This window comes from Microbulbifer mixtoriginis (SeqCode), from assembly GCF_052467235.1.
The window spans coordinates 3,500,543-3,521,391 of sequence record NZ_CP174305.1; the positions used below are offsets into that span (position 1 = coordinate 3,500,543).

Below are 20,849 nucleotides of genomic sequence, written 5' to 3' on the forward strand. Positions count from 1 at the left end.
TTTAAGAATAAGCAGAATTGCCATACAATAGTATGGCAATTTTGCTTTGTAAGTGGAAATTAACTATAAATAATTTTTTTTCCTCTTGCAGATAAACACTCAATATAATTCAGTGGGCTTGCTTTCTTGAGAATTTAAAGGATGGGCGGAATGTGGTTCTGTGATTGATGGGATATCTATCTGTATCTTTAATCCATTGCAGTTAGCTAAATGAATCTTGGCTTTGTGTAAATTGCAAACAGCTAAAACAAGACTTAATCCAAGTCCGTTGCCTTTTGTATGCCTATGCGATTCCAACCGGTAGAATCGTTCAAAGACCTTTTTTTGATCATCTTCTGGAATTCCTGAACCGCTATCGTGTAGCTGCAGACGAAGGTAATCTCTACCCTGCTGAGATTGGGCTGAAAGCCTAATATCCAGATTGCCACTTCCTGGTGCGTACTTAATTATATTATCAAATAGATTTGCAATAGACTGAGACCATTGGTTTTTATCCCCAAAAATCATATGCTGCTCATCATCTAAAGTGATGGATGGAAATATTCCCTGATCATGAAAAGTCGGTTCATAGACTTCTATTAGGGTTTTAAGGAGTTTGTGTAGTGAAAAGTGTCGAAATTCTGACCTTTTCGTTCCTTGCTCAATTTGTGAGATCCTGAGTAATGCATTAAAGCACTCTATGATCTTGTCATTTTCATTAATAATGGCTTCGATGGTATCTTTATCTGGTTTTTCTATATGCAATAATAGTTCTAGCTGGCCTCGTAGCCGAGAAAGTGGGGACTTTAGGTCATGGGCAATGTTGTCGGAAACCTGCTTTATCCCCATCATCAACTGTTGAATTTTGTCCAGCATTGTATTGATATGTATAGATAATTGATCATAGTCTCCGCCATTACTATTATATGGGATCCGTCTGTCCAGATCGCCAGACATAATTTGGCGGCATACTTTGTTGATCTCGCTTATTCTTCTGACTGATTGCCTAGATACAAGATATCCACAAATTAGACTAATAATTGTAGTGATCAAAAGCCCATAAAAAATAGCTGAGTTAAGGTTTTTCAATAAGTGAAATTCTTGGGTGAAATCCCTTCCCAGTATGAGTTCTCCTCCATCACTAAGTTGAGAAGATTTTGCTAGGCATATGTGTTGTTCATGTTCTTGAGAAAATGTAGAGTCTGGATTGTAGGTTGCTGTGTATGTAGACTTATAATTAGTGCTTTGTGGGGAAGTTCCTTCGATATTGCTGAGTATAATATTTCCCTTTCTATCCTGAAGCTGTACACAGAGGTCCTCTGTATCTAAAAAATACTCAGTTTCAATATAATATTTTGTAAGTAGTGTTGTATCTATGTGACGTTTTTTATGGTATTGGGGCCAATGGCTAAATCGTTCATCAGTAATCTGGTCTACATAATCGTGAAAATCTTCGGGAAATTCGCTGTTAAGCAGATACCAGATTAAGTTGGCCGGAATCTTTTCTAGAGGTGGGGTTATGTCCTCTCCCAGTGCGAATAATCGCCCTTGAATAGCAAGTTTCTCTTGCTGACTTAAGCTGCTTTTACTTAAAAGGTGTTTGAAATGGTGTGTGTAATCGCTAGTAAATTTTGATGGTGAAGCGTGGTTGTTAATAAAATTTCTAGGTTTTACATTTTGGAAGTTTGGAAAAAGGTCGGGGTGAAAAAATTCTAGGTCATTGATTTCTGCAATAGATTCTTTTGTTATATTTTCAACTTTATGAAATGTTGGATTTGTCAAGGATTGCTTTGTGAGTAAATAGATGCTTGCCAGTGAAATACTGGAGCTAAGGCAGACGCAGCTGAATGTAATAATTGCCAGTCTGAAACTAGAGCTTTTATGTAGCTTAATTTTTTTCATGAAGGACATAACCGGCCCCCCTTACTGTGTGAATAAGAGGCCTATCCTGAGATTGGTCAACTTTCTTTCTCAGTCTGCTTACGTGTACTTCTACTACATTGGTCTTGGGGTCAAAATGAAGGTCCCAGACTTGCTCCAAAAGCATTGTTTTTGTAATAATTTGACCTTCATGTCTCATAAGATATTCTAGGAGTTTGAATTCTTGGGTTAATAGCTCAATACTACGGCCTCTGCGTTGTGCCTTTCTTGTTAAGAGATTGAGCTCAAGGTCTGAAACAATAAGGGATTCATAGGTATTGGACTGAGGTTGGCGCCTACCAATGACTTCGACTCTGGCTAAAAGCTCCGCAAAAGAAAAAGGTTTGGAAAGGTAGTCATCACATCCACTACGTAAACCTTCAACGCGATGGTCAACGTCTCCGAGGTTACTTAGCATTAAAACCGGTGTACTGATTTCCATTCCCCTCAGGGACCTTAATAGCTTTAGCCCATCCATACCAGGAAGCATTCGGTCAAGGATGATTGCATCAAAATTTTCGGTGCTAGCTTGAATTAATCCTGTTTTTCCATCATGACATAGCTCTACACTATGCCCTTCCTGGTTGAGGCCCTTGTGAAGGTAATGGCTTAATTTGATGTCGTCTTCTATTATAAAAATTCGCATATATCTTTAGCTGGTAAATAGTTTTGGTTGCCAGTTACTTGTTGATCGAGTTCTATAAATTGATTTTTTAATTTTTTTATTTATCTCAGGCTAAGTCATGTGTGCATGGTGAATATTAAAGGGTAACTAAATGTTGCCAGGAACTTTCAGTCTTTTAGACATGAACAAAATTAATTTAAAAGTGATAAATACTATTTTTACACCACGCTGAAGGGTTGGGAGTAGTGAAGCCTTTCTAGATTTTTGCATGTGGAGAACACTAGCAAAAAAAACAGTTGCTAGGCTAAAACTGCGTCTTAAATTGTGTGTTAAGTGTGCTTCATGCCCCTTGTAATATCAATGCTATATAAATCAAGTACCAAGAGAATACCCTGTTGTTTAAGCCCAGGCTGGTGTAATCAATGCATGAATGTTAGAACGTTGGGTTCACGGAGTCACAGTATATGACTCAATTGAGGTAGAGGTTCTTACTCTCCAGAGTGAACAGTGACGCGACCATAAAGTCACAGCATCAAAAATAACAAGCAACGGTAGCCTGAATACACTGAATTTTAATAGGTATGGTATGTACGAGGGCAATGGTCACCGCTAGTGAAAGCTAACCTAGGAAATTATTCCGTCTTTACCCAAACGTAGCGTCTCTCAATTTCTGGGGTTGCGATTTCAATACCCTTAATACGAGAAACGAGATCTCGAGCTTATTTCAACGTTTCTGAAAAAATCTTAGATAAGTTGAAACTATCCCTTTGAGCGATGGCATGTTTGGATAGCCAACCGGCACAATCGGATTCTTGGTTGGCGTCTTTAGTATATATACTGATTCTAAGATTAACACTTGGGAGACAATTTGATGGAAGCGGCACTTATCACAGGAGCCTCTGGTGGTATTGGTCTGGAGTTGGCCAAGATACATGCGGCTAAAGGTGGCAACCTGGTTCTGGTTGCTCGGTCTGAGGGGAAGCTTTTATCACTCAAGCAGCAGTTGGAGAAAGAGTTTGGTGTCCAAGCAATGGTAATTGCTGAAGATCTATCTGACCCGTTGTCCGCACAGAGAATTTTTGAGCGAACCCAAGGTGAGAATGTGGAGGTTGGTACCCTGATCAACAATGCGGGTTTTGGTGGTCATGGCCTTTTTCATCAGCGGGACTTGGAAGCTGAGCAGAGTATGATGCAGGTAAATATGATTTCCCTTACCAATCTCACCCATCTGTATTTAAAGGGTATGGTTGCCCGAAATAGCGGGCATATCCTTAATGTCTCATCTACAGCCTCTTTTATTCCCGGCCCTTTACAGGCGGTTTACTACGCAACTAAAGCCTATGTAACTTCATTCAGCCAGGCACTGGCTGAGGAGCTGAACGGCACAGGTGTGACAGTAACCGCTTTGTGCCCCGGCGCTGTTGCAACAGGATTCGTCGCGGCAGGCGATCTTCAGGGTGTTGATATTTGGAAGAATGCCCGCTCAGCTGAGTCTGTTGCCAGATGTGCTTATCAGGCTATGGAGCGTGGAGATCTGGTTGCTTTTAATGAGACGCGGCTCAAGTTGTTTCTGAATTGGATAATGCCTTTATTGCCTCGTAAAATGCTACTGAAGTTTTCCCGTCAGACGATGGAAAAGTCTTAACTGTAGGAAGGCCCGGTAATGATCAGACGTGCAGCTAAATTTTTGGTACCTCCTAGCTGGAAGTTGATATTACACGATATGAATATCGATACAGCGCTGGCTTTGGCCTATGCCGGGTTACCTGCGGATTTATTGCAGCGGGAGTCTGTGACACTGACTCCGGTGGAATATTTCCGCTTCTGGTGTGGTATTGACCAGGCTTCGAAGGATAAGCCACTGCCGCTCTTATTGGCAGAGCATCTTACGGCTGAAACATTTGATCCCCCTGTGTTTGCGAGCCTTTGCAGCGAAAACCTGAATCAAGCTTTATTGCGGATACAGCAGTACAAACCATTGATTGGTCCAATGGAATTGCACTTGGATATTACTGATAAGTACACAAGGCTTAATTTAGAGTGCTATGGCAGTGATGAAATTATCCCCACAGCTTTGGGATTGAGTGAATTAATTTTCTATATCCGCCTGGCTCGATTGGGAACCCGGGATAAAATTCAACCTTTGGCATTGGCTCTACCGCAGTTACCGGAAGATCAAACGCCTTATCAGATGTTCTTTGGTTGCTCAATTAAGAAATCAGACCGGGTGAGAATTTGCTTCTCAGCACAAGATGCACAAAAACCGTTTCTGACTGCCAATGCCCGTATGTGGGATTTTTTTGAAGGTAAATTGAGTCAACAGCTAAAGGATCTGGGCAGCGAAGCCACAATGGGAGAGCGGGTCGGGTCCGTGTTAATGGAGTTATTGCCGGCTGGTGAGAGCTCTATTGAAGCTGTATCTGAACGTTTAATGATCAGCAAAAGAACTTTACAGAGAAAACTTGGGGAGGAAAATCACACTTTTCAGTCTGTCTTACAGGAGGTTAGGGTAAGCTTGGCTGATCATTATCTCTCTAAGTCTAATCTCCATCTGGGAGAAATTTCCTTTATGCTAGGGTTTAAGGAGCCTAATTCATTTATACGCGCTTACCGAGGGTGGAAAGGGGTGACACCTCTTCAATATCGGAATTCTATTTATTGATCAGATTTATCTTTGGTTTTAGTGCTGCTACTAGATTGAAGGTAAATCATACTGGGCCCTAGCGGTGTAGTTAAATATGCTTCTTCATGGTCAGTATAAAGTCGTAGGTTTATTTGAATGCTCTACAATAAGTAGCCAGTTGGGAGTTTGGGGCGGACAGCTAGGTAATTTCAATATAAGTTAGGATACTTTCTCTTAAAATTACTCACGGCCTCAATGGTGTAAGGAGTGGCAACTCCTACTTTACGGCCTAATTTAATAACAAAACCATTCAAGTAGGAAAGTTCAGTAACTTTATTTTCTCTAGCATCCTGGTAGGTTGAAGTATAATGATCCAAATTTTTGGCTTGTTGGGTGAGTTTTTTCCACATCTCTTGTTTGTCTTGATTGATCTCAATTTCTTTTGAGAGAACTTCGTAGGATTCATATAGTACATTTTTCATGTGCTTAGTTATTTTTTCGTCTGCAAAAAGCTCCCTGAGGGTTCTTGAATAGGTGGCTGAAAATATATTTGTTGTGCAATTGAAAATAGTCTTTTCAACACGATGCTGTACTATGTTGCTAGTTGTTTTGGTCTCGATAAGTGAGTCTTTAAATAGCTGCAGTAAGCTTTCTGAGTATTTGTCATTCCCAATGAGAAACCCAGAACCTTTTGTATGCTTCAGTTTATTGTTGTTCAGATTGAAGCCGTCATATACCAAGACGCTAGTGAAGTTTTTCTGATAAGTGTATTCAAACTCTGAGATATCAAAAAGGCAGTTTTGTAATAGAATAATAATTTTTGATTTTGGGCTTGTCTTGCTTAAATTGATGAGGTTTTTCTTTAGGTCATAGATTTTGCATGTTAAAAAAACAAAGTCATAGGTTGATTGAGTGCTGATCTCCTTTGAGGTGGGCGGGAAGTCATATCTCTTAGAGTTGATGAGGAGATATTCTCCAATTTTGTCCGCTTTTCTTCCTATGACATCTACATGATAGTTTGCCCGGAAAAATTTTGCCGCTAGGTATGATCCAATGGAACCTGCTCCGAGTATTAATATTTTTCCTTTTTTCATAAGGTTGGTTCAGGATTTTCTTGTTACCTATTTGGCTGGTCGATCTGCAAAAATAATCCCATTATCTGGGTTTACTTCCAGGGCTCGGAGCTCGCCCTGGTAAACTGCTTGAATCTTCCAGCGCCCCCCCACGAAGCGCATACTGGTTATAGGCTTAAATCCAAGACTGTAGAGTTTTGCTCTAATAGTCGATGGATCTAGAGCAATAACCGAAGGCGTTGCTCCGTAAAGATCGGGGCTATCGTAGATTGGGGCGGGTTTGTTAGGGTCTAGCCCTGGGGGAATGGGGTTTGTCAAATTACTAACGAGCATGACCGTTACAATAAAACTCACGCGAGGCTCCACACTACAACCAAGCCATGTTTTTAGTGTGGACAGTGGATGATCATTACGCCAGTGATTTTAATTAAATGTTTGAATGAATCGAAAATAATAACCCGGAGTATGGGTTCGCCGGGTTATTATTTTTAAATGCGGTTATGCTCTCCAGTACCCAATTTTATCGGGTCATCTTAAGCATAAGGTTCAATAGTTTATTGGAAAGTTTTCCATAGGGGGGGCGCATTAATTTCAATAGGTCGATTGGTCCCTGTTGGTAGATGGGGCGCAATTTGGAGAAGGTAAGGAAGCCTTCGTAACCGTGGTAATGACCCATGCCACTTTCCCCAACCCCACCAAATGGAATATCGTGCTGTCCAACATGTAATACACAGTTATTTATCGACACACCGCCAGACATAATTTGCTCAATATAGCGATTTTGCAGGTTCTTATCGTTCGTGTAGGGATAAATTGCCAGTGGTCGTGGCTGAGCATTGATATAGTCAATGACTTCTTCAGGCCTTGAGTAGGTCATAATTGGTAGAAGCGGGCCAAAAATTTCCCGCTGCATTGCCAGCATGTCCCGATTTACGTTGATTAATAGATGGGGAGGGAACTTTCGCAGGCTGTCATTTCGTTTGAGTTCTCCGGCACTCAGGTCGTAAACCTTAGCCCCCTTATCGACGGCATCATCCAGTGTTTTCCACAGACGCTGGTAGGCTGCGTTGTCAATAATGGAGGTATAGTCAGGGCTTTGCCAGTTGGGGAAGTGCTTTTTTATTACCCGCTTGGCATGCTCAATAAAGGTATCCAGTTGGTTCTCAGGGATGAAGAGATAATCTACATTGACACATATTTGCCCGGCATTGACCATTTTCCAGTGGATCAGACGCTCCGCAGCTTTTTCGATGGGAAAATCGGGGGCGATGATAGCGGGGGACTTCCCTCCAAGCTCTAGTGTGACTGGAGTCAGGTTTTCTGCAGCGGAGCGCATCACGGCCCGCCCAGTAGTGCTGGAGCCGGTGAAAATTAGGTGGTCAAATTTTAGGCTGGAAAATAGTGGACCTATTTCACCATAGTCAGCAATAAAAGAGAGTTTTTCCTCTGGAAAATACTTGGGACTAACCTCTTTTAACAACTCAGCAAGCCGACAGGAGTTGGTAGACATCTTTACCATTGCGTGATTGCCTGCGGCAAAGATATTGGTTAGAGGTGAAAAGCTAAGGTTAATGGGGAAGTTCCACGGCACGATTACCCCAACTACTCCCAGGGGTTGAGGTACTACAGTATTTTTTGACAGGGGGTAGGCTTTGAAGTCGATATGGCGCCGCCTGGGCTTCATCCATTTCTTGATGTTCTTTATGGCATCCTTGATGCCGGAAAGCGCAGGATATATCTCCAATAGCAGGGTTTCTTCCCGCGAGCGATTGCCGTAGTCACAGCATATGGCTTCAATAATGGCTTCCTGCTGTTCACGCAGCATTCGTGCCAGGGTTTTTAGATCTTGAACACGCTGCTGATAGCTGGGAACAGGGTTGGCGTGATGGGCTCGGCGCTGGTTGTCTAGCTGGTTCTGGAGTAGCGCCTTGTCTGCATCCTGCCGAGTAAGCGTCTGGATGGTCATTTTATTATCCTTTGGCGTTTGTCTTAGACCAGACTAACGCATTCATCCTCGCGGTGCTTGACCAATTACGTCAGTGAATAGACATAATCACTGTGGTTACGTGAGTTGCCACCACATTGGTAAAAACTGTGATGAATTCAGGCCCTCCCTAGAGTATCCCTAATCCGGGGAGGGCTGGTAGGAGTGATCGCAGACTATGCGAGTCAGCTGTTATCGGGCTTTTCGGATTGGACCTCTGCTGAATTAGGATCCACAATCAGGTCGTATTTCTGATCGCCCTTGTAGGCCTCCACTTTCCAGCGTCCTCTTTCCAGGTCTACCTCCACAATAGGGGTGTAACCCTGTTGCTCTAACTTTGTGAGCACCATAGAGAGTGCCATAGCCCCGGGAGGGGGTTTCTCGTCGGCGATGGCGACTTGTAGCGTGGTTGCGGCGATTAGTGCCAGCAACATTCTGCTGAAGAACTTCATTTTTCACTACCTCGCTTGCGGACCCGGTTGAAAAATTGACCGGGTAATAGAAGGTTTACATCTCGCTTTTACTTAGCAAGATACTTGGCCTTTTGATTGCCTTACAGGCCCTGGTCACCGGGGTGACTGAGACGTTTCTGAACTGCTAGACACCACTCCGGGCTGCCGGGCTTTACATCGGCCAGGTTGCCGCCCGTCAGCTTGGTGATTGCATCAAACCACTCTGCACTGCCAGTAGGGGGTAGACCTGATGGGTACATTTTTTTCAGGTCGCCATCTTGTTGGGCCATCACTTGCCGCTGTACCCAGGTAAACCAGCCCGGTGTACAAATGGTTTCACTACCCGAAGCGGTAGCCTGTAGCTGATTGGTGGGGTCTTCCACCGTGCTGCTCGCGTTTCGCTTAATCGGCTGTTTCATTGCCTCGCTGGCTGTTTGACCAGCGGTTACTTCACTACCCGATGGTTGGGCCTTATGTGGCTCACCCTTGCGGTCGCAGCCGGATAAGGCAAAAACCAGAGCGAGTGGCAGAATAAGGTAATGCATAGAGCCTCTGCAGGTGACTGGTTTGAATCTAAGCATAGGAGGGATTTTGCGACTTTGCTGGGTAGAGAAGTTCCAGGTTGACATTAATACCTTTCCAAATGAGAATGCTTCTCAAATTAACCCCAGGGTGATAGGACTCCCATGTTTACCAGATCTCTATTTCAAAAAGCGATTGCAACTGTTGGTTTGATTGGTGCCATTGGGGCCAATGCCGCTGAGCAAGTAAATATTTACTCCTACCGACAACCTTTCCTGATTGAGCCGATCTTGCAGGAGTTCACCGAGAAAACCGGTATTGAGACCAAAGTGGTCTACGCTAGCAAAGGCTTGAACGAGCGGTTGCAAAGGGAAGGGCGCAACAGCCCTGCCGATCTGGTTCTGACTTCCAATACCAGTAGTCTGATGGACCTGCTTAATAAGCAGCTGACCCAACCGGTAAGTAGTGAAATCCTGGAAGACAATATCCCGGCGCAATTCCGTGATAAGGCCGGTAACTGGTTTGGCCTGACAACCCGAGCGCGTTTAATTTACGCCTCCAAAGACCGCGTTAAACCCGGTGAGATCACTCGCTACGAAGAGCTAGTAGAGCCTAAGTGGAAGGGCCGAATCTGTACCCGCAGCGGCAAGCACCCCTACACCCTGTCCTTGATCGCCTCCATGATCGCCCATCACGGTGAAGCAGAAACTAAAGAGTGGTTGCAAGGCGTGAAAGCGAATCTGGCGCGTAAGCCGCAGGGCAATGACCGTGCACAGGTGAAAGCCATTAGCGAAGGTGTCTGCGACCTCTCCCTGGGTAACAGCTACTACTTCGGTAAAATGATCACCAACAAGGAGCAGCCGGAGCAGGTGGATTGGGCCAAGTCAGTCAATCTGATCTTCCCTAACCAGAAGGATCGCGGTACCCATATGTTTATTTCCGGCGCGGCGCTGACCAAGCATGCCCCCAACCGTGAAAATGCCGTTAAGCTGCTGGAATTCCTCAGTGGTGCCGATGCTCAATACGCTTACGCTGAGAAAAATTTTGAGTTCCCTGTACGCCCCGGTACTGCTCGCTCTGAGTTGATCAAGGAATATATGGGTGAGTTTAAAGAAGACGATCTGAGCCTCACGGAAATCGGTTCCTACGTTCCGGCGGCTTCCCGTATGGTTGATGAAGTACGCTTTGACTTTTAGAATGATTAACTGAATGGGAGTTGCTGCCCAGCCTATTGGCAGCACTATCTCAGCCTTATTCGAACGGCCCTGTCGAGAGACCAGGGCCGTTCTTTTATAATGAGCTTTTGATTTCTTAATTCATGCTAAACCGAGCGAATTTATCAGCGTCGCGCTGGCTGCTACTGGTAGCTACTATTTCCCTACTGGTAGCCCTGCCAGTGCTATCTATCTTTTGGTTGGCATTTTTCCCTGAAGAAAATATCTGGCCGCACCTGTTAGACACGGTGCTGTTTCACTATGTATCCTCCACATTGATTCTGGCTGGCGGTGTCGGTTTGGTAACATTGATAGCTGGCGTTGGCAGCGCTTGGCTGGTGAGTATGTGCCAGTTCCCCGGGCGCCGGTTGTTCGAGTGGGCGTTGCTACTGCCGTTTGCAGTTCCCGCCTATGTGATTGCCTACGTCTATACAGATCTGCTGGAGTACGCGGGCCCAGTGCAAAAGTCCTTGCGGGCTTGGTTTGGTTGGCAGACGGCCAGGGATTACTGGTTCCCTGAGATTCGCAGTATGGGTGGGGCGATTGCCATGCTGTCACTGGTGCTCTTCCCCTATGTGTATATGCTCGCGCGCGCGGCCTTTATCGAACAGTGCGGCAGTATACGGGCCGCGAGCCGGTCATTGGGCTGCACGCCCTGGCAAAGCTTCTTGCGTGTATCCCTGCCAATGGCACGCCCGGCAATTGCGGTGGGCTTATCACTGGTGCTGATGGAAACCCTGAATGACTTCGGCACTGTCGACTTCTTTGCGGTGCGCACCTTGAGTGTTGGGATTTACGATACCTGGCTGAGCCGCGGTAATTTAGGGGGGGCGGCACAAATTGCCTGTAGCACCCTGATTTTTGTTGTTCTGTTAATTACGTTGGAGCGAATGGGGCGGGCGAGGCAGAAGCACTTTGTACAGTCGCCAAATTCCCAGCGTGAACGTTATGTATTGTGCGGTTGGCGGGCTGGTGTAGCCCTGTTGTTCTGTGGGTTATTGTTGGTGGCCGGTTTTATTATTCCCCTGCTGGTTCTGGGTGGATACGCACTTAGTAACTTTTCCAGCTATTGGAGCGAAGATTTTATACAGATCGCCAGCAATAGCTTGTTACTGTCTATTGCAGCAGCACTGGTCTCCGTACTACTGGGCTTGCTGTTGGCTTACGGTAAGCGACTGCAACCCAAAAGGTCCGTACGACTCTTGGTCGGCTTTTCCAAGCTGGGTTATGCAATGCCCGGGGCGGTATTGGCGATTGGAGTCCTGATTCCACTGGCCGCATTTGATAATGCCGTCGACGCTTTTTTACGTGAGCACTTCGATATCTCCATAGGGCTACTGTTAAGCGGCAGTATTTTTGCCATTATTTTTGCCTACACGGTGCGCTTCCTGGCGGTATCTACTGGGGCCATAGAATCCAGCCTGGAGAAGGTAACCCCATCAATGGATAGGGCTGCCCGCTCTCTGGGGCGCAATAGCTGGCAAACCCTGTGGGCCGTGCACCTCCCCTTGGTGCGTACAGGGTTGCTAACGGGTGGTTTGGTGGTCTTTGTGGATTGTATGAAAGAACTGCCGGCGACGTTGCTTCTGCGCCCCTTCGGCTTTGACACCCTGGCGACTTATGTTTACCAGTTTGCTTCTGATGAGATGCTGGAACGCTCGGCCCTGGGGGCTTTATTGATTGTCCTGGTAGGATTAATCCCGGTGATTTTGTTGAGCCGTTCCATTGGGTGGCGCAGAGGTGAGGAGCGCACAGCCCTGGCGAGCTCTGAAGCGCCCGCCCTGTCTTGATAGCTGCTATCGGGCCTGGTCAAACACCAGCGCAGAGGAGAGACGTAGGGGGAGTTTATCACCGGGAGCCGCTTGAACATTGGTATTCAAAGCGGCCTCGACAGTTTCCCCTGCGGCTAACTGAAAGCGATAGCTCACTTGATTGCCGAGAAAATTCTTTTCCACAACCTGAGCCATAACCGCACCGGGATGTTCGCCTGCGGCAATATCCTCACTGCGCACAAACAGTTCGAGCCTATCTCCACTTTCGTATGCAGCTGTTGGCATATTTACTTCCCCTAATGGGGTGCTGATCAGGTCATTGCCCAGGACAGTGCCGGAAATAATGTTCCCTTCACTAACGATTCTCGCAACCGCCAAATTCTTTGGCTTCTGATAAGTATCCTGTGGGCTGTCCCACTGCTGTAATTGACCTTGGCTGAGTACTCCCAGCTTGTCTCCAGCAATAAAGGCCTCGTGGCGGTCGTGGGTAACAATAATCGCAGGGATCTTCTCTTCGCGCAGTATATGGCGGACTTCGGCGGCAAGACTGCGGCGCAGCTCGGTATCCAGGTTAGAGAAGGGTTCATCCAGCAGCAACAACTTGGGGCGCGGTGCCAGTGCCCGAGCCAGAGCGACACGCTGCTGCTGACCACCGGATAGTTGGTGCGGATACTGTTGCCCAAAACCTTTCAGGCGTACTAGCTGTAGCAACGACTGGGTACGGGATTGCCGTTGGCCTTTCGGCATTGACTGGATACCGAAGGCAATATTTTGCTCAACGGTGAGGTGTGGGAAGAGGGCATAGTCCTGAAATACCACCCCAATTTTCCGCTGCTCCGCTGGAACCTTTACTTTGGGAGAAGAGATTACTTCTCCAGACAGTTGAATATTCCCTGCAACGACTGGCTGAAATCCAGCGATGGCGTGCAGCAGGGTTGTTTTGCCGCAGCCGCTGGGGCCCAATAAGCAGGCAATCTCCCCGGCTTGTAAAGCAAAGGAAACTGATTCGATAACCACCTGCTCGCCGTAGCGGCACTGCAGGTTTTCTATGGAGAGTATGGGGTGCACGGGTTTTCCGGTAATTTGGCTTTTAAACACTTCGGGCAGCGTTCGGGTGTAGTTGCTGATCATAGTTATCACTAAGCTAACCGGCAACTAGTCCCGTGTGAAGCATACTATTAGCAGCCCTGCGAAGGCTTCTTTTAGTTGGAGCAAAGCTGGGTGTTTTTTAAGCAGTAAATACTCACTCTAAACCTCATAGGCTAATGTATTCTTTCTCATAGATAATAAGATCTCGTCTATCTCAGAACCACAGTGACCAGCTAAATAGAATCGATATCTAACTGTAAAATAAGCCGACCCAAATCAGATGATACCATCAGCCTCGGCATAGAGATCTTGAGCCGCGTAATGCTTGTTGGTAAAGGTTTACTTTAGTGCTTTGCTTTACTGCCAGCCATGTTGATCGTTTTTAGAGCTTCCTCCGAGCAATCGCTTAAAAAGCTCGGAAAAAATACCTGCAACAATATCCTCTTTGTTGATAGAGTCTTTTTCTCGTAGCTTCTCTGCCTTTCTGTCCAGCTGTTTGGCCATGGAATAATTATTGTTTACTCTGGCGTCTTCAGCCTGTGCTTCTAGTTCATTAGCTTTGGTATTTCTCTCATATATGTTAGCGGTAGAAACACATCCGGAAATAAATATAACTGACAGAGTGAAAAACAATCTTTTCATGCTCGGCGAAACAAATTTGAGATTCATAATATTTTAATAGCCGGTGTTGGCTTGTATAGTGTTGTCAGCACTATACCATAGTCTGATGCAGTAACGCGTTATGTGATATTGAAAGCAAGCATCAGGTCAAAAGCATCGCGGTCTTAGCTCCTTAAAAAATTCCTTGGAGGTCTTTCCCTTTACGCTTGCAGTCAAGTTAGCTTTATCCCTAAAATCATAATGCTTGTTTTTTAATGTTTGTTTTATGGTTATTTATTAATAGAAAATAAATCCATAAGGTCGATAGTGCAGCAAAGAAACACCAGGTTGATATCCATGTTTCACGTTGAGTAAAGAAAGTGATAGCACCGAATAGCATGACAAGTGCCCAAAACTTCCTAAATAGACGATTGCTCGATAATAAAAATAAAACACCAAGCGAGGCATAGATAATATCTCGTACTATAACGGATAACAATCCGCCACCGGACACTTCATAGCACAGGCTATGTCCACATACACTTGTTTTTATTAAATGCCTTGGCCCTGTTTCTAATAGGACAGGTATCCATAGGTATAAACCAAAAACAAAACCTATTATGATAAATATAATGAAAAAAACTCTTTTCCATTTTTTTGTTTCAAGGCTATAGGCTACAATAGGTATCCAAGTAAGCCAAAAGAAGAAGGCAAAAAATAAAAATAAAATAGAAGAAAGCGTCATCAATGATATTATGTTCTCGTTGTACCCAATCCATACCGCTCCTTCAATGGCTTGTTGTAACGCAAAAAGGATAGGGGTAATCGCGAGTAATAAATAGGTTTTATCATTTTTCATAACGTGTCTTGTGCACAAAGCACCGCCAACAAGAAGGACAGCTGCTGATCCGAATGATGCTGTGGCTGAAAAACACATAGTGGTTTTCTCTGTATGTAAAATATTGTCATTTAAGCCAGAGTCTTAAAGCTTGATGAACTATATAACAATAGCCTTAACCTAAAAAATTGGTTGAAATTCGCTAATTTGTATTAAGCTTTTGAATTTTTCTGGAAGGCCTAAGTCAATTTCAACCCTTCGTTTTACCCTGTGGGTGAGATCGAAAACACCATCAAAGGGGCATCGAGTTTACCTATGAAATTTGATGCTTATGTAGATAAAGTCTATGTCGACTGTGGGCAACAAGCCAGTTTGACACCTCTAAGTCAGTTGCAGCGTTTTACTCAGTTATTAACGTTGGTCATCGTTTTGACCTTTGCGTCGGGGGTTTCCTATTGCACACTAAAGTAATAATGCTCCCACAAACACTAATTGTATTGGAGGTATTATTCTTATCGGTACTTTCTGGTCATTTACTTTACGCGCATAAAGAGGGGGTCACCAATCATCTTGTGACAGCGAAGTTATTGGGCAGGGTTAAGGTGGTTAGCGATGGCTCAGTCAACTGTACCTTGCCCAAGAAGACAGGAAAATCCGCTGAAATTTAGTTGCTGTGAGCTATTTTCCCCTATTAACGGCACCTTGGGTTTAGGCGTGGATGTCACGGTTAAGCCTATCTGCGGTAAATAAGAACTGGCGGTCATATGTTATTACCCTCATAAATTTGGGCGTCCTTATCACACTGATATAATCGTGAATTTTAGACTCATTTCGGATGCTGAGATCACGGTGAACACTTACTACTATTTGAGTCACTGTTTGCCCGTATTATTGATCATACTCGAACGACCAGAGGGTAAAGAATGTCCTAATCTAGATAGCTAGACGGAGGCTCAAAGGGCAGATGCCTTATTACTTGTGATTATTAAGTTTTTGGAAATGGCCGCAATCCCTGCACTTAATACCATGTTGGTAGAAAAATAGAGGCATACCCAAGAGTAGGAAGACCAAAAATGCGGGCTTTTTTCCCTTGGTAAATGGCTCAATATTTCGTGAAGAGCAGGACTCACATTTCCTTTCCCCATCACAGCCTAATTCTTGGTCTACAAGATTGGAACGGTCTTGCTTAAGGATTTCATGGGCTTTATCAAGGTCGCTTTCCGACACTTGAAGCCTTACTCCACCCATAGCATTAGAATATAGCCACTGCATATTGACTGTGTGCTCATCTGCAATGAAGGCGCTTATTCCTTCAGACTCAAGTCTTGCTTTTGCAATCTGGGCTTCATATGGAAATGAGAATCTAGCAACGGTTACTAGCAAGTGATCACCTTAACGCTTAACGTGGGTATAGAAAAAAACACCTAAATTTTTGTATCGTTATTTTACGAAAAAATAGCCTACTTACCAGTGAAAACTAAATCAGAATGCACAAAGCAAGATGTCAGCTGAATTGCTCTGTCAGGTGCCACGGTTGGCTCGCTTATACTTTTCCTGGTACTCGCGGCGCTGCTTGGTAACTTCATACAATACAATCCCAGAAGTTGTTCCAAGGTTTAAGCTTTCTATCATTCCAAACATTGGAATAGATACGCAGAAATCGCTACTTTTGACTGCAAGATCACTGATACCTCTAGATTCGTTACCAAACCATACTGCTAATCTTGGCTGAGTGTAATCGGCCTCATGCAATATAAAGTTGTCTTTTCCTTTTACATGAGGAGAGGTAACAATCGAGGTAAATCTGTTGTTCGCCAAATGATCCAGGCATTCTTCGGTACTATCAAATCGCTTTACAAAGCTCCATTTGATTGCTGAGACAGACGGTTTTGAGAGTGATTTCCTTTCTCTCATTTCCTTCCATTCATCAGGCAGTGAGTTGCGTGGATCAATAATATAGGTTTTTTCGACGCCTAAAGCATTGACGTTTCGAATGACTGTTCCTATGTTCTTCATATCCATCGGGTATTCAAGAACACATATTAGATTTTTACAGCGATAAGGCTTAATTTGATTGGCTCTTTTTCGAGTGCCGCTTTTATCAACTTCCATCTTCTTGAAGATCTCAGATAATTTATTCAGACCTAACGTTGCCAGCACAGGTAGCCGAAGTGGGACGTTGTTTGTAGCATAATAGGGATGCAGGTCCTTGCACAAGAAGGTGTATAGCTTTGGGCGTTGATTGGACCCTTTTGTTAAGGATATTCACAAATTACGGTCCCGGCATTGTATGGAGTAAAACTGAAAGTACATTTATCTGATATGCATTGCTCAATGAGATATGAGTCCTGCCCACAACCATTTCCTATATAGCTCACATAATAATGGCACTCATTGGTCACTGTGCCGTCACATTTGCTAACTTCAATACTTTCACCATCATAGTTATACCGTGACACATAGGAGAGATATTGCAATGCAATGGTTCTTGTAACTGAATACTCCACTCCCGAAGATTCAATTTGAACCTGAAACTTTGGCTCCGGCTTTCTCTGCTCTTTGGTACTTGTACAGCCTGAAAGCAACAATACAATTGTTATCAATATCGTTATACATGGCCGTCTTATCGTCAGCAGAGGCCAGAAGGGCTGGAACAAACTGCCTGTGTTTGTATAGTTTTTTTTGTCCGATTCTGATGTTGAAAATCCTTTTCGCTAACGGGTATATTGAGACCTACTTACGTCATCCACCGACAGCCCTTTGGGCTCAAGATATTCGATGACGTTATTGGCCGAATCCTGTTGGTCTTCCATCAATAAAGTTGATCACCCTACGTTTCTTAACAAGGTCCCAACGGAAAACTTTAAACTGCTGCGATTGGCTATCATGCCAGCGCTGCACACCACCAATGCACTGACGAGTAAAGTAGCGATGATCCATAACCAATCTGGCTTGTAATTGATGCCAAATTGAGATTGATAGATCAATTGAGCCGTAAGGTTAGTACCTAAAATGGCCCCCACGCTAGCAATTAAAGAAGTCAGCAACCACTCAAACAGGCTTAGTTTACCGCAGGCAAGGCGTGACTGGCCAAAGCTGATCAGTAAAGCGTTCTTTTTACGCTCATCAGCTTCATAGCCTTTGACCGATGCACTGATCACCAGCAGTGCCAGTAAAATAATCATCAAACTAAATCCAGATACCAGCTTAATCACCATCGACAAAGTATCATCAAAGCGTTGCGTCAATTCGCGCACCGAGATTAACCGCAATGATGGGTGACGCTGCCAAAGCTCTGCCAGCTGACCCCAAGCAGTGTCCGCAAGCTCAAGGCTACCCATATAAAGTGGCGGTGTTTGAAGCTGGTTCATGGTGCTTTGTGGCACATTAAACCAAAAGGTGATGGAACCTTCGCCAGGCACGTATTTATGACTGGCTTTGATTTCAAAGTTCAAAGATTGCCCCGCAACTTCAAACTGTAATTGGTCGCCGAGTTTCAACCCCATATCAGTCATGACTTCTTGCTCTACCGACACTTGTTGCCAGTCGGCATCTCGATCTTGCCAGCGTTGGCCTGTCTCAGTTTGGTTGTTGTTTGCTTGCTGAATACTGAAATGCAAGCGAACAGGCTTTTGTAAACTAGCCAAACTTTCGCTGGGGCTGGTGGCAAATTCCGCCAACGTCTGGCCATTGATATGGCTTAACTGTCCGTACCAAAACGGCTTTAATTGGCGAATGTCACTGCCAGTTTGTGCACTCCACTGGCGAATGTCTTGCACCTGTTGTTCATTGGCCTGGGTGATGATCAGATTACCATCGTGCTCGCGGGTATAGCCTTCCATGGTTTGGCCAATGTCTTTCATCAAACTCAAGGTGAACAGCAACAAGGTGGCACACATTCCAACGCCCAAAATTTGAATGGATTTGCTGAGTAAGCGCTGCTTCATCATATAAAAACCAAAAGCCATCATACCCATTGCACGGCTCGTCACCGTATGGCCCAAACTCAGCACCAACCAAGTCAATACCATCATCAGTATCAAGGTGGCTGCCATAGCGGATAGCGTCATGGCCGTGAGCAGACCGTTGTCGGAGTAAACAAAAGCCACCGCAGCCACACTGATTAATGCAAATCCATAGCGAGGTAATAAGTGATTCGGACTCGACATTTGGCGAATCAACTGTGCCGGGGTTACTTTGGCCATCACTAACCAATTGGGAATTTGGAAAATTGCCAATAGAGCTAACAATAGCGCGTAACTGCTGAGTAAATCTGTCCATACCCAGGTGGTGGTTAGGTCAGCAAACTGTGTCTGCATTTGTAGCAAAATTAGGTATTCGGCCCCCCATGCCAAGGCGGTTGCCGGAATTAGCCCTGCAATGAGTGTTAATAGCCATTGACCAAATGATAAAGCAAACACTTGGGGTTTATTGCTGCCCATGGCCAAACACACCGCCGCAAAACGCTGCTGGGATAACAACTGACGTCGACCGGCTTGGTCGATGGCAATGGCTGCCATCAAAAACAACAGTACCGATGCTAAGCCCACAAAATTCTCAACCCGTTGCCAAAACATTGCCAACGGATGGCCGCTGTGTTTGTCATAAAGCTGTGCAGTTACTAGCTCAGTGGTGGCCCACTGTTTTAGGGTGTTCAATTCGCTTTTATCCCCCACAAGTAAATAGCGAAAGAGGGCATTGTCGGCTTGTATCAGTGGAAGGTCATCTAGATGCACCAATGCCCGCATCGCCACCGAATGGCCTTCGAGCAGGCGGTCGGGTTCATGTTGTACCAAACCTGTGAGCTTTAATTGTCCATGTCCCATATCTAAGGGTTGGCCAAGGGTAAGCTGCAGCGAAGCAAACAATCGGCTATCGACCCAGATTTCACCGGATTTAGGTCCATGGCTCAGGGATTGCTCTTGCCCATCCGTCTCAAACGCCACTTGCACGGTGCCTTGCACTGGATAATGATCATCCACTGCTTTTAACTGCACTGCTTGCCAATGGTGATCATGGGTCAAGGTTACGTTCACCAGCTGGCTCACGCTCAACTGCTGTGCATGCTGGTGCAACTTGTTTAGTTGCGCATCGGTTAGGGCTTGATGCTGAGAAATTACCAAATCGCTGCCAAGCATTTGTTGCAAATTATTGGCCAAATAAGCCTGAATGGAACTGCTGGTCAAACTGAGTGTTAAAATGAAAAACATCAAACTTGCTTGGGTCCAGCGAATTAAGCGCGCATCCCCTTGATGGTATTGCTGGCGGAATAATTGCCACACTAATAAAATCAGCATAATGCGCCCACCCTAGACGTAGCTTGGTTGCGCGCCTTGACCGTTAATTTGCCTTGCCCCAATTGCAGTAAAGTATCGGCCTGCTGCGCTAATTCCATCGAGTGAGTGACGAGTACCAGCCCCGCGCCGCTTTGCTGACAGCAATCAAACATCAATTGCGCGATATGTTGCGCAGTTTTTTCATCTAGGTTACCCGTGGGTTCATCGGCAAAAATAAATTGCGGCTGCATGACAAAAGCACGGGCAATGGCCACCCGTTGTTGCTCACCACCACTGAGCTGCTGTGGTTTATGGTACATTCGCTCAGCTAGCCCCACTTTGTCGAGCCATAATTCGGCTGTGGTTAATGCACGTTTATCGCCTTTTAGTTTTAAAGGCAGCGCGACGTTGTTTAAGGCGTCGAGTTCGGGTAACAAATGAAACTGCTGAAAAATAAAACCTGAGATTTGACGCAGGCTCTTTAATAGCTGCGGTTTACCGTTTTTTTGGAATTGCACTTCGCCAGAAACGGGAGGTTCAAGACCCGCCATTAACAGTAATAAGCTTGATTTGCCTACTCCAGAGGGCCCCACAATGGCGTAAGACTGACCACTGTGCAGCTCAATATTTAAATCCTCAAACAGGCTGACCTGTTGTTTGGCCAAGGTAAAGCGATGGTCAATTTGCTTTAAGTGAATACTGCTAGACATGGCTAGCTCCTTTAAAGAACTGGTTGAGCAGCACTTTAAAGAAGCAGAGGTGAAATGAAGGTGAAATCAGTAGAAACAAGTTGCTAAGTTGTCAGAATACAGGTAGTGAGACTTTATGTTGTTTGATAACGCCTAGCTTATCAGTGAGGGTAACGAGTCCAATAGAGGCTGC

18 protein-coding genes are annotated in these 20,849 nt (G+C 45.0%); 4 read left to right on the forward strand and 14 right to left on the reverse strand.

Annotated features, from left to right (window positions below; translation table 11 throughout):
• Window positions 1-99: 99 nt before the first annotated feature.
• Window positions 100-1,890, reverse strand: a complete 1,791-nt coding sequence (locus ACJJIO_RS15255) for a sensor histidine kinase (RefSeq protein ID WP_444908974.1) — start codon at window positions 1,888-1,890, stop codon at window positions 100-102.
• Window positions 1,868-2,545 (reverse strand): winged helix-turn-helix domain-containing protein, encoded by a 678-nt coding sequence (locus ACJJIO_RS15260; RefSeq protein ID WP_444885759.1) that lies wholly within the window; start codon window positions 2,543-2,545, stop codon window positions 1,868-1,870. The genes ACJJIO_RS15255 and ACJJIO_RS15260 overlap by 23 nt, the downstream gene beginning before the upstream one ends.
• 850 nt (window positions 2,546-3,395) lie before the next feature.
• Between ACJJIO_RS15260 and ACJJIO_RS15265 the strand changes: the two genes are divergently transcribed.
• Window positions 3,396-4,169, forward strand: a complete 774-nt coding sequence (locus ACJJIO_RS15265) for an SDR family NAD(P)-dependent oxidoreductase (protein WP_444908975.1) — start codon at window positions 3,396-3,398, stop codon at window positions 4,167-4,169.
• An 18-nt stretch (window positions 4,170-4,187) separates the two neighbouring features.
• Window positions 4,188-5,186 carry a helix-turn-helix transcriptional regulator gene (locus ACJJIO_RS15270; RefSeq protein WP_444908976.1) on the forward strand — a complete coding sequence of 333 codons (999 nt, stop codon included), beginning with the start codon at window positions 4,188-4,190 and terminating at the stop codon, window positions 5,184-5,186.
• Window positions 5,187-5,356: 170 nt separating this feature from the next.
• On the opposite strand, the gene ACJJIO_RS15275 is transcribed toward ACJJIO_RS15270, so the two are convergent.
• From ACJJIO_RS15275 to ACJJIO_RS15295, 5 genes are all read right to left on the reverse strand, one after another.
• Window positions 5,357-6,241, reverse strand: coding sequence for a ketopantoate reductase family protein (locus ACJJIO_RS15275; protein WP_444908977.1), 885 nt, complete (start codon window positions 6,239-6,241; stop codon window positions 5,357-5,359).
• 27 nt (window positions 6,242-6,268) lie between these two features.
• Window positions 6,269-6,574, reverse strand: coding sequence for a hypothetical protein (locus ACJJIO_RS15280; RefSeq protein WP_444908978.1), 306 nt, complete (start codon window positions 6,572-6,574; stop codon window positions 6,269-6,271).
• A 166-nt stretch (window positions 6,575-6,740) separates the two neighbouring features.
• Window positions 6,741-8,186 carry a coniferyl aldehyde dehydrogenase gene (locus ACJJIO_RS15285; protein WP_252084976.1) on the reverse strand — a complete coding sequence of 482 codons (1,446 nt, stop codon included), beginning with the start codon at window positions 8,184-8,186 and terminating at the stop codon, window positions 6,741-6,743.
• Between the two features lie 203 nt (window positions 8,187-8,389).
• Window positions 8,390-8,656: a PepSY domain-containing protein gene (locus ACJJIO_RS15290; protein WP_252084977.1), complete on the reverse strand. Its 267-nt coding sequence runs from the start codon at window positions 8,654-8,656 to the stop codon at window positions 8,390-8,392.
• 101 nt (window positions 8,657-8,757) lie between these two features.
• Complete coding sequence (locus ACJJIO_RS15295) at window positions 8,758-9,201, reverse strand: hypothetical protein (RefSeq protein WP_444908979.1); 444 nt, start codon at window positions 9,199-9,201, stop codon at window positions 8,758-8,760.
• 141 nt (window positions 9,202-9,342) lie between these two features.
• Here ACJJIO_RS15295 and ACJJIO_RS15300 point away from each other — a divergent pair, with 141 nt between their 5' ends.
• Both ACJJIO_RS15300 and ACJJIO_RS15305 read left to right on the forward strand, forming a co-directional pair.
• A complete protein-coding gene (locus ACJJIO_RS15300; RefSeq protein ID WP_444898831.1) occupies window positions 9,343-10,374 on the forward strand; it encodes a Fe(3+) ABC transporter substrate-binding protein in 1,032 nt (343 codons plus the stop codon).
• Between the two features lie 122 nt (window positions 10,375-10,496).
• Window positions 10,497-12,182, forward strand: a complete 1,686-nt coding sequence (locus ACJJIO_RS15305) for an ABC transporter permease (RefSeq protein ID WP_444891007.1) — start codon at window positions 10,497-10,499, stop codon at window positions 12,180-12,182.
• A gap of 6 nt (window positions 12,183-12,188) precedes the next feature.
• On the opposite strand, the gene ACJJIO_RS15310 is transcribed toward ACJJIO_RS15305, so the two are convergent.
• The 7 genes from ACJJIO_RS15310 to ACJJIO_RS15340 form a co-directional block, all read right to left on the reverse strand.
• Window positions 12,189-13,295, reverse strand: a complete 1,107-nt coding sequence (locus ACJJIO_RS15310; protein ID WP_444891006.1) for an ABC transporter ATP-binding protein — start codon at window positions 13,293-13,295, stop codon at window positions 12,189-12,191.
• 315 nt (window positions 13,296-13,610) lie between these two features.
• Window positions 13,611-13,922 carry a hypothetical protein gene (locus ACJJIO_RS15315; protein WP_444891005.1) on the reverse strand — a complete coding sequence of 104 codons (312 nt, stop codon included), beginning with the start codon at window positions 13,920-13,922 and terminating at the stop codon, window positions 13,611-13,613.
• 187 nt (window positions 13,923-14,109) lie between these two features.
• Entirely contained in the window at window positions 14,110-14,790 is a 681-nt protein-coding gene (locus tag ACJJIO_RS15320; RefSeq protein ID WP_444908980.1) for a DUF6629 family protein, read from the reverse strand.
• An 873-nt stretch (window positions 14,791-15,663) separates the two neighbouring features.
• Entirely contained in the window at window positions 15,664-16,074 is a 411-nt protein-coding gene (locus ACJJIO_RS15325) for a putative signal transducing protein (RefSeq protein WP_444908981.1), read from the reverse strand.
• A 138-nt stretch (window positions 16,075-16,212) separates the two neighbouring features.
• A complete protein-coding gene (locus ACJJIO_RS15330) occupies window positions 16,213-16,803 on the reverse strand; it encodes a TrmH family RNA methyltransferase (RefSeq protein ID WP_444891002.1) in 591 nt (196 codons plus the stop codon).
• A 713-nt stretch (window positions 16,804-17,516) separates the two neighbouring features.
• Window positions 17,517-19,988, reverse strand: a complete 2,472-nt coding sequence (locus tag ACJJIO_RS15335; protein ID WP_444908982.1) for an ABC transporter permease — start codon at window positions 19,986-19,988, stop codon at window positions 17,517-17,519.
• Window positions 19,982-20,677 carry an ABC transporter ATP-binding protein gene (locus tag ACJJIO_RS15340; protein ID WP_444908983.1) on the reverse strand — a complete coding sequence of 232 codons (696 nt, stop codon included), beginning with the start codon at window positions 20,675-20,677 and terminating at the stop codon, window positions 19,982-19,984. The genes ACJJIO_RS15335 and ACJJIO_RS15340 overlap by 7 nt, the downstream gene beginning before the upstream one ends.
• Window positions 20,678-20,849 lie beyond the last annotated feature (172 nt).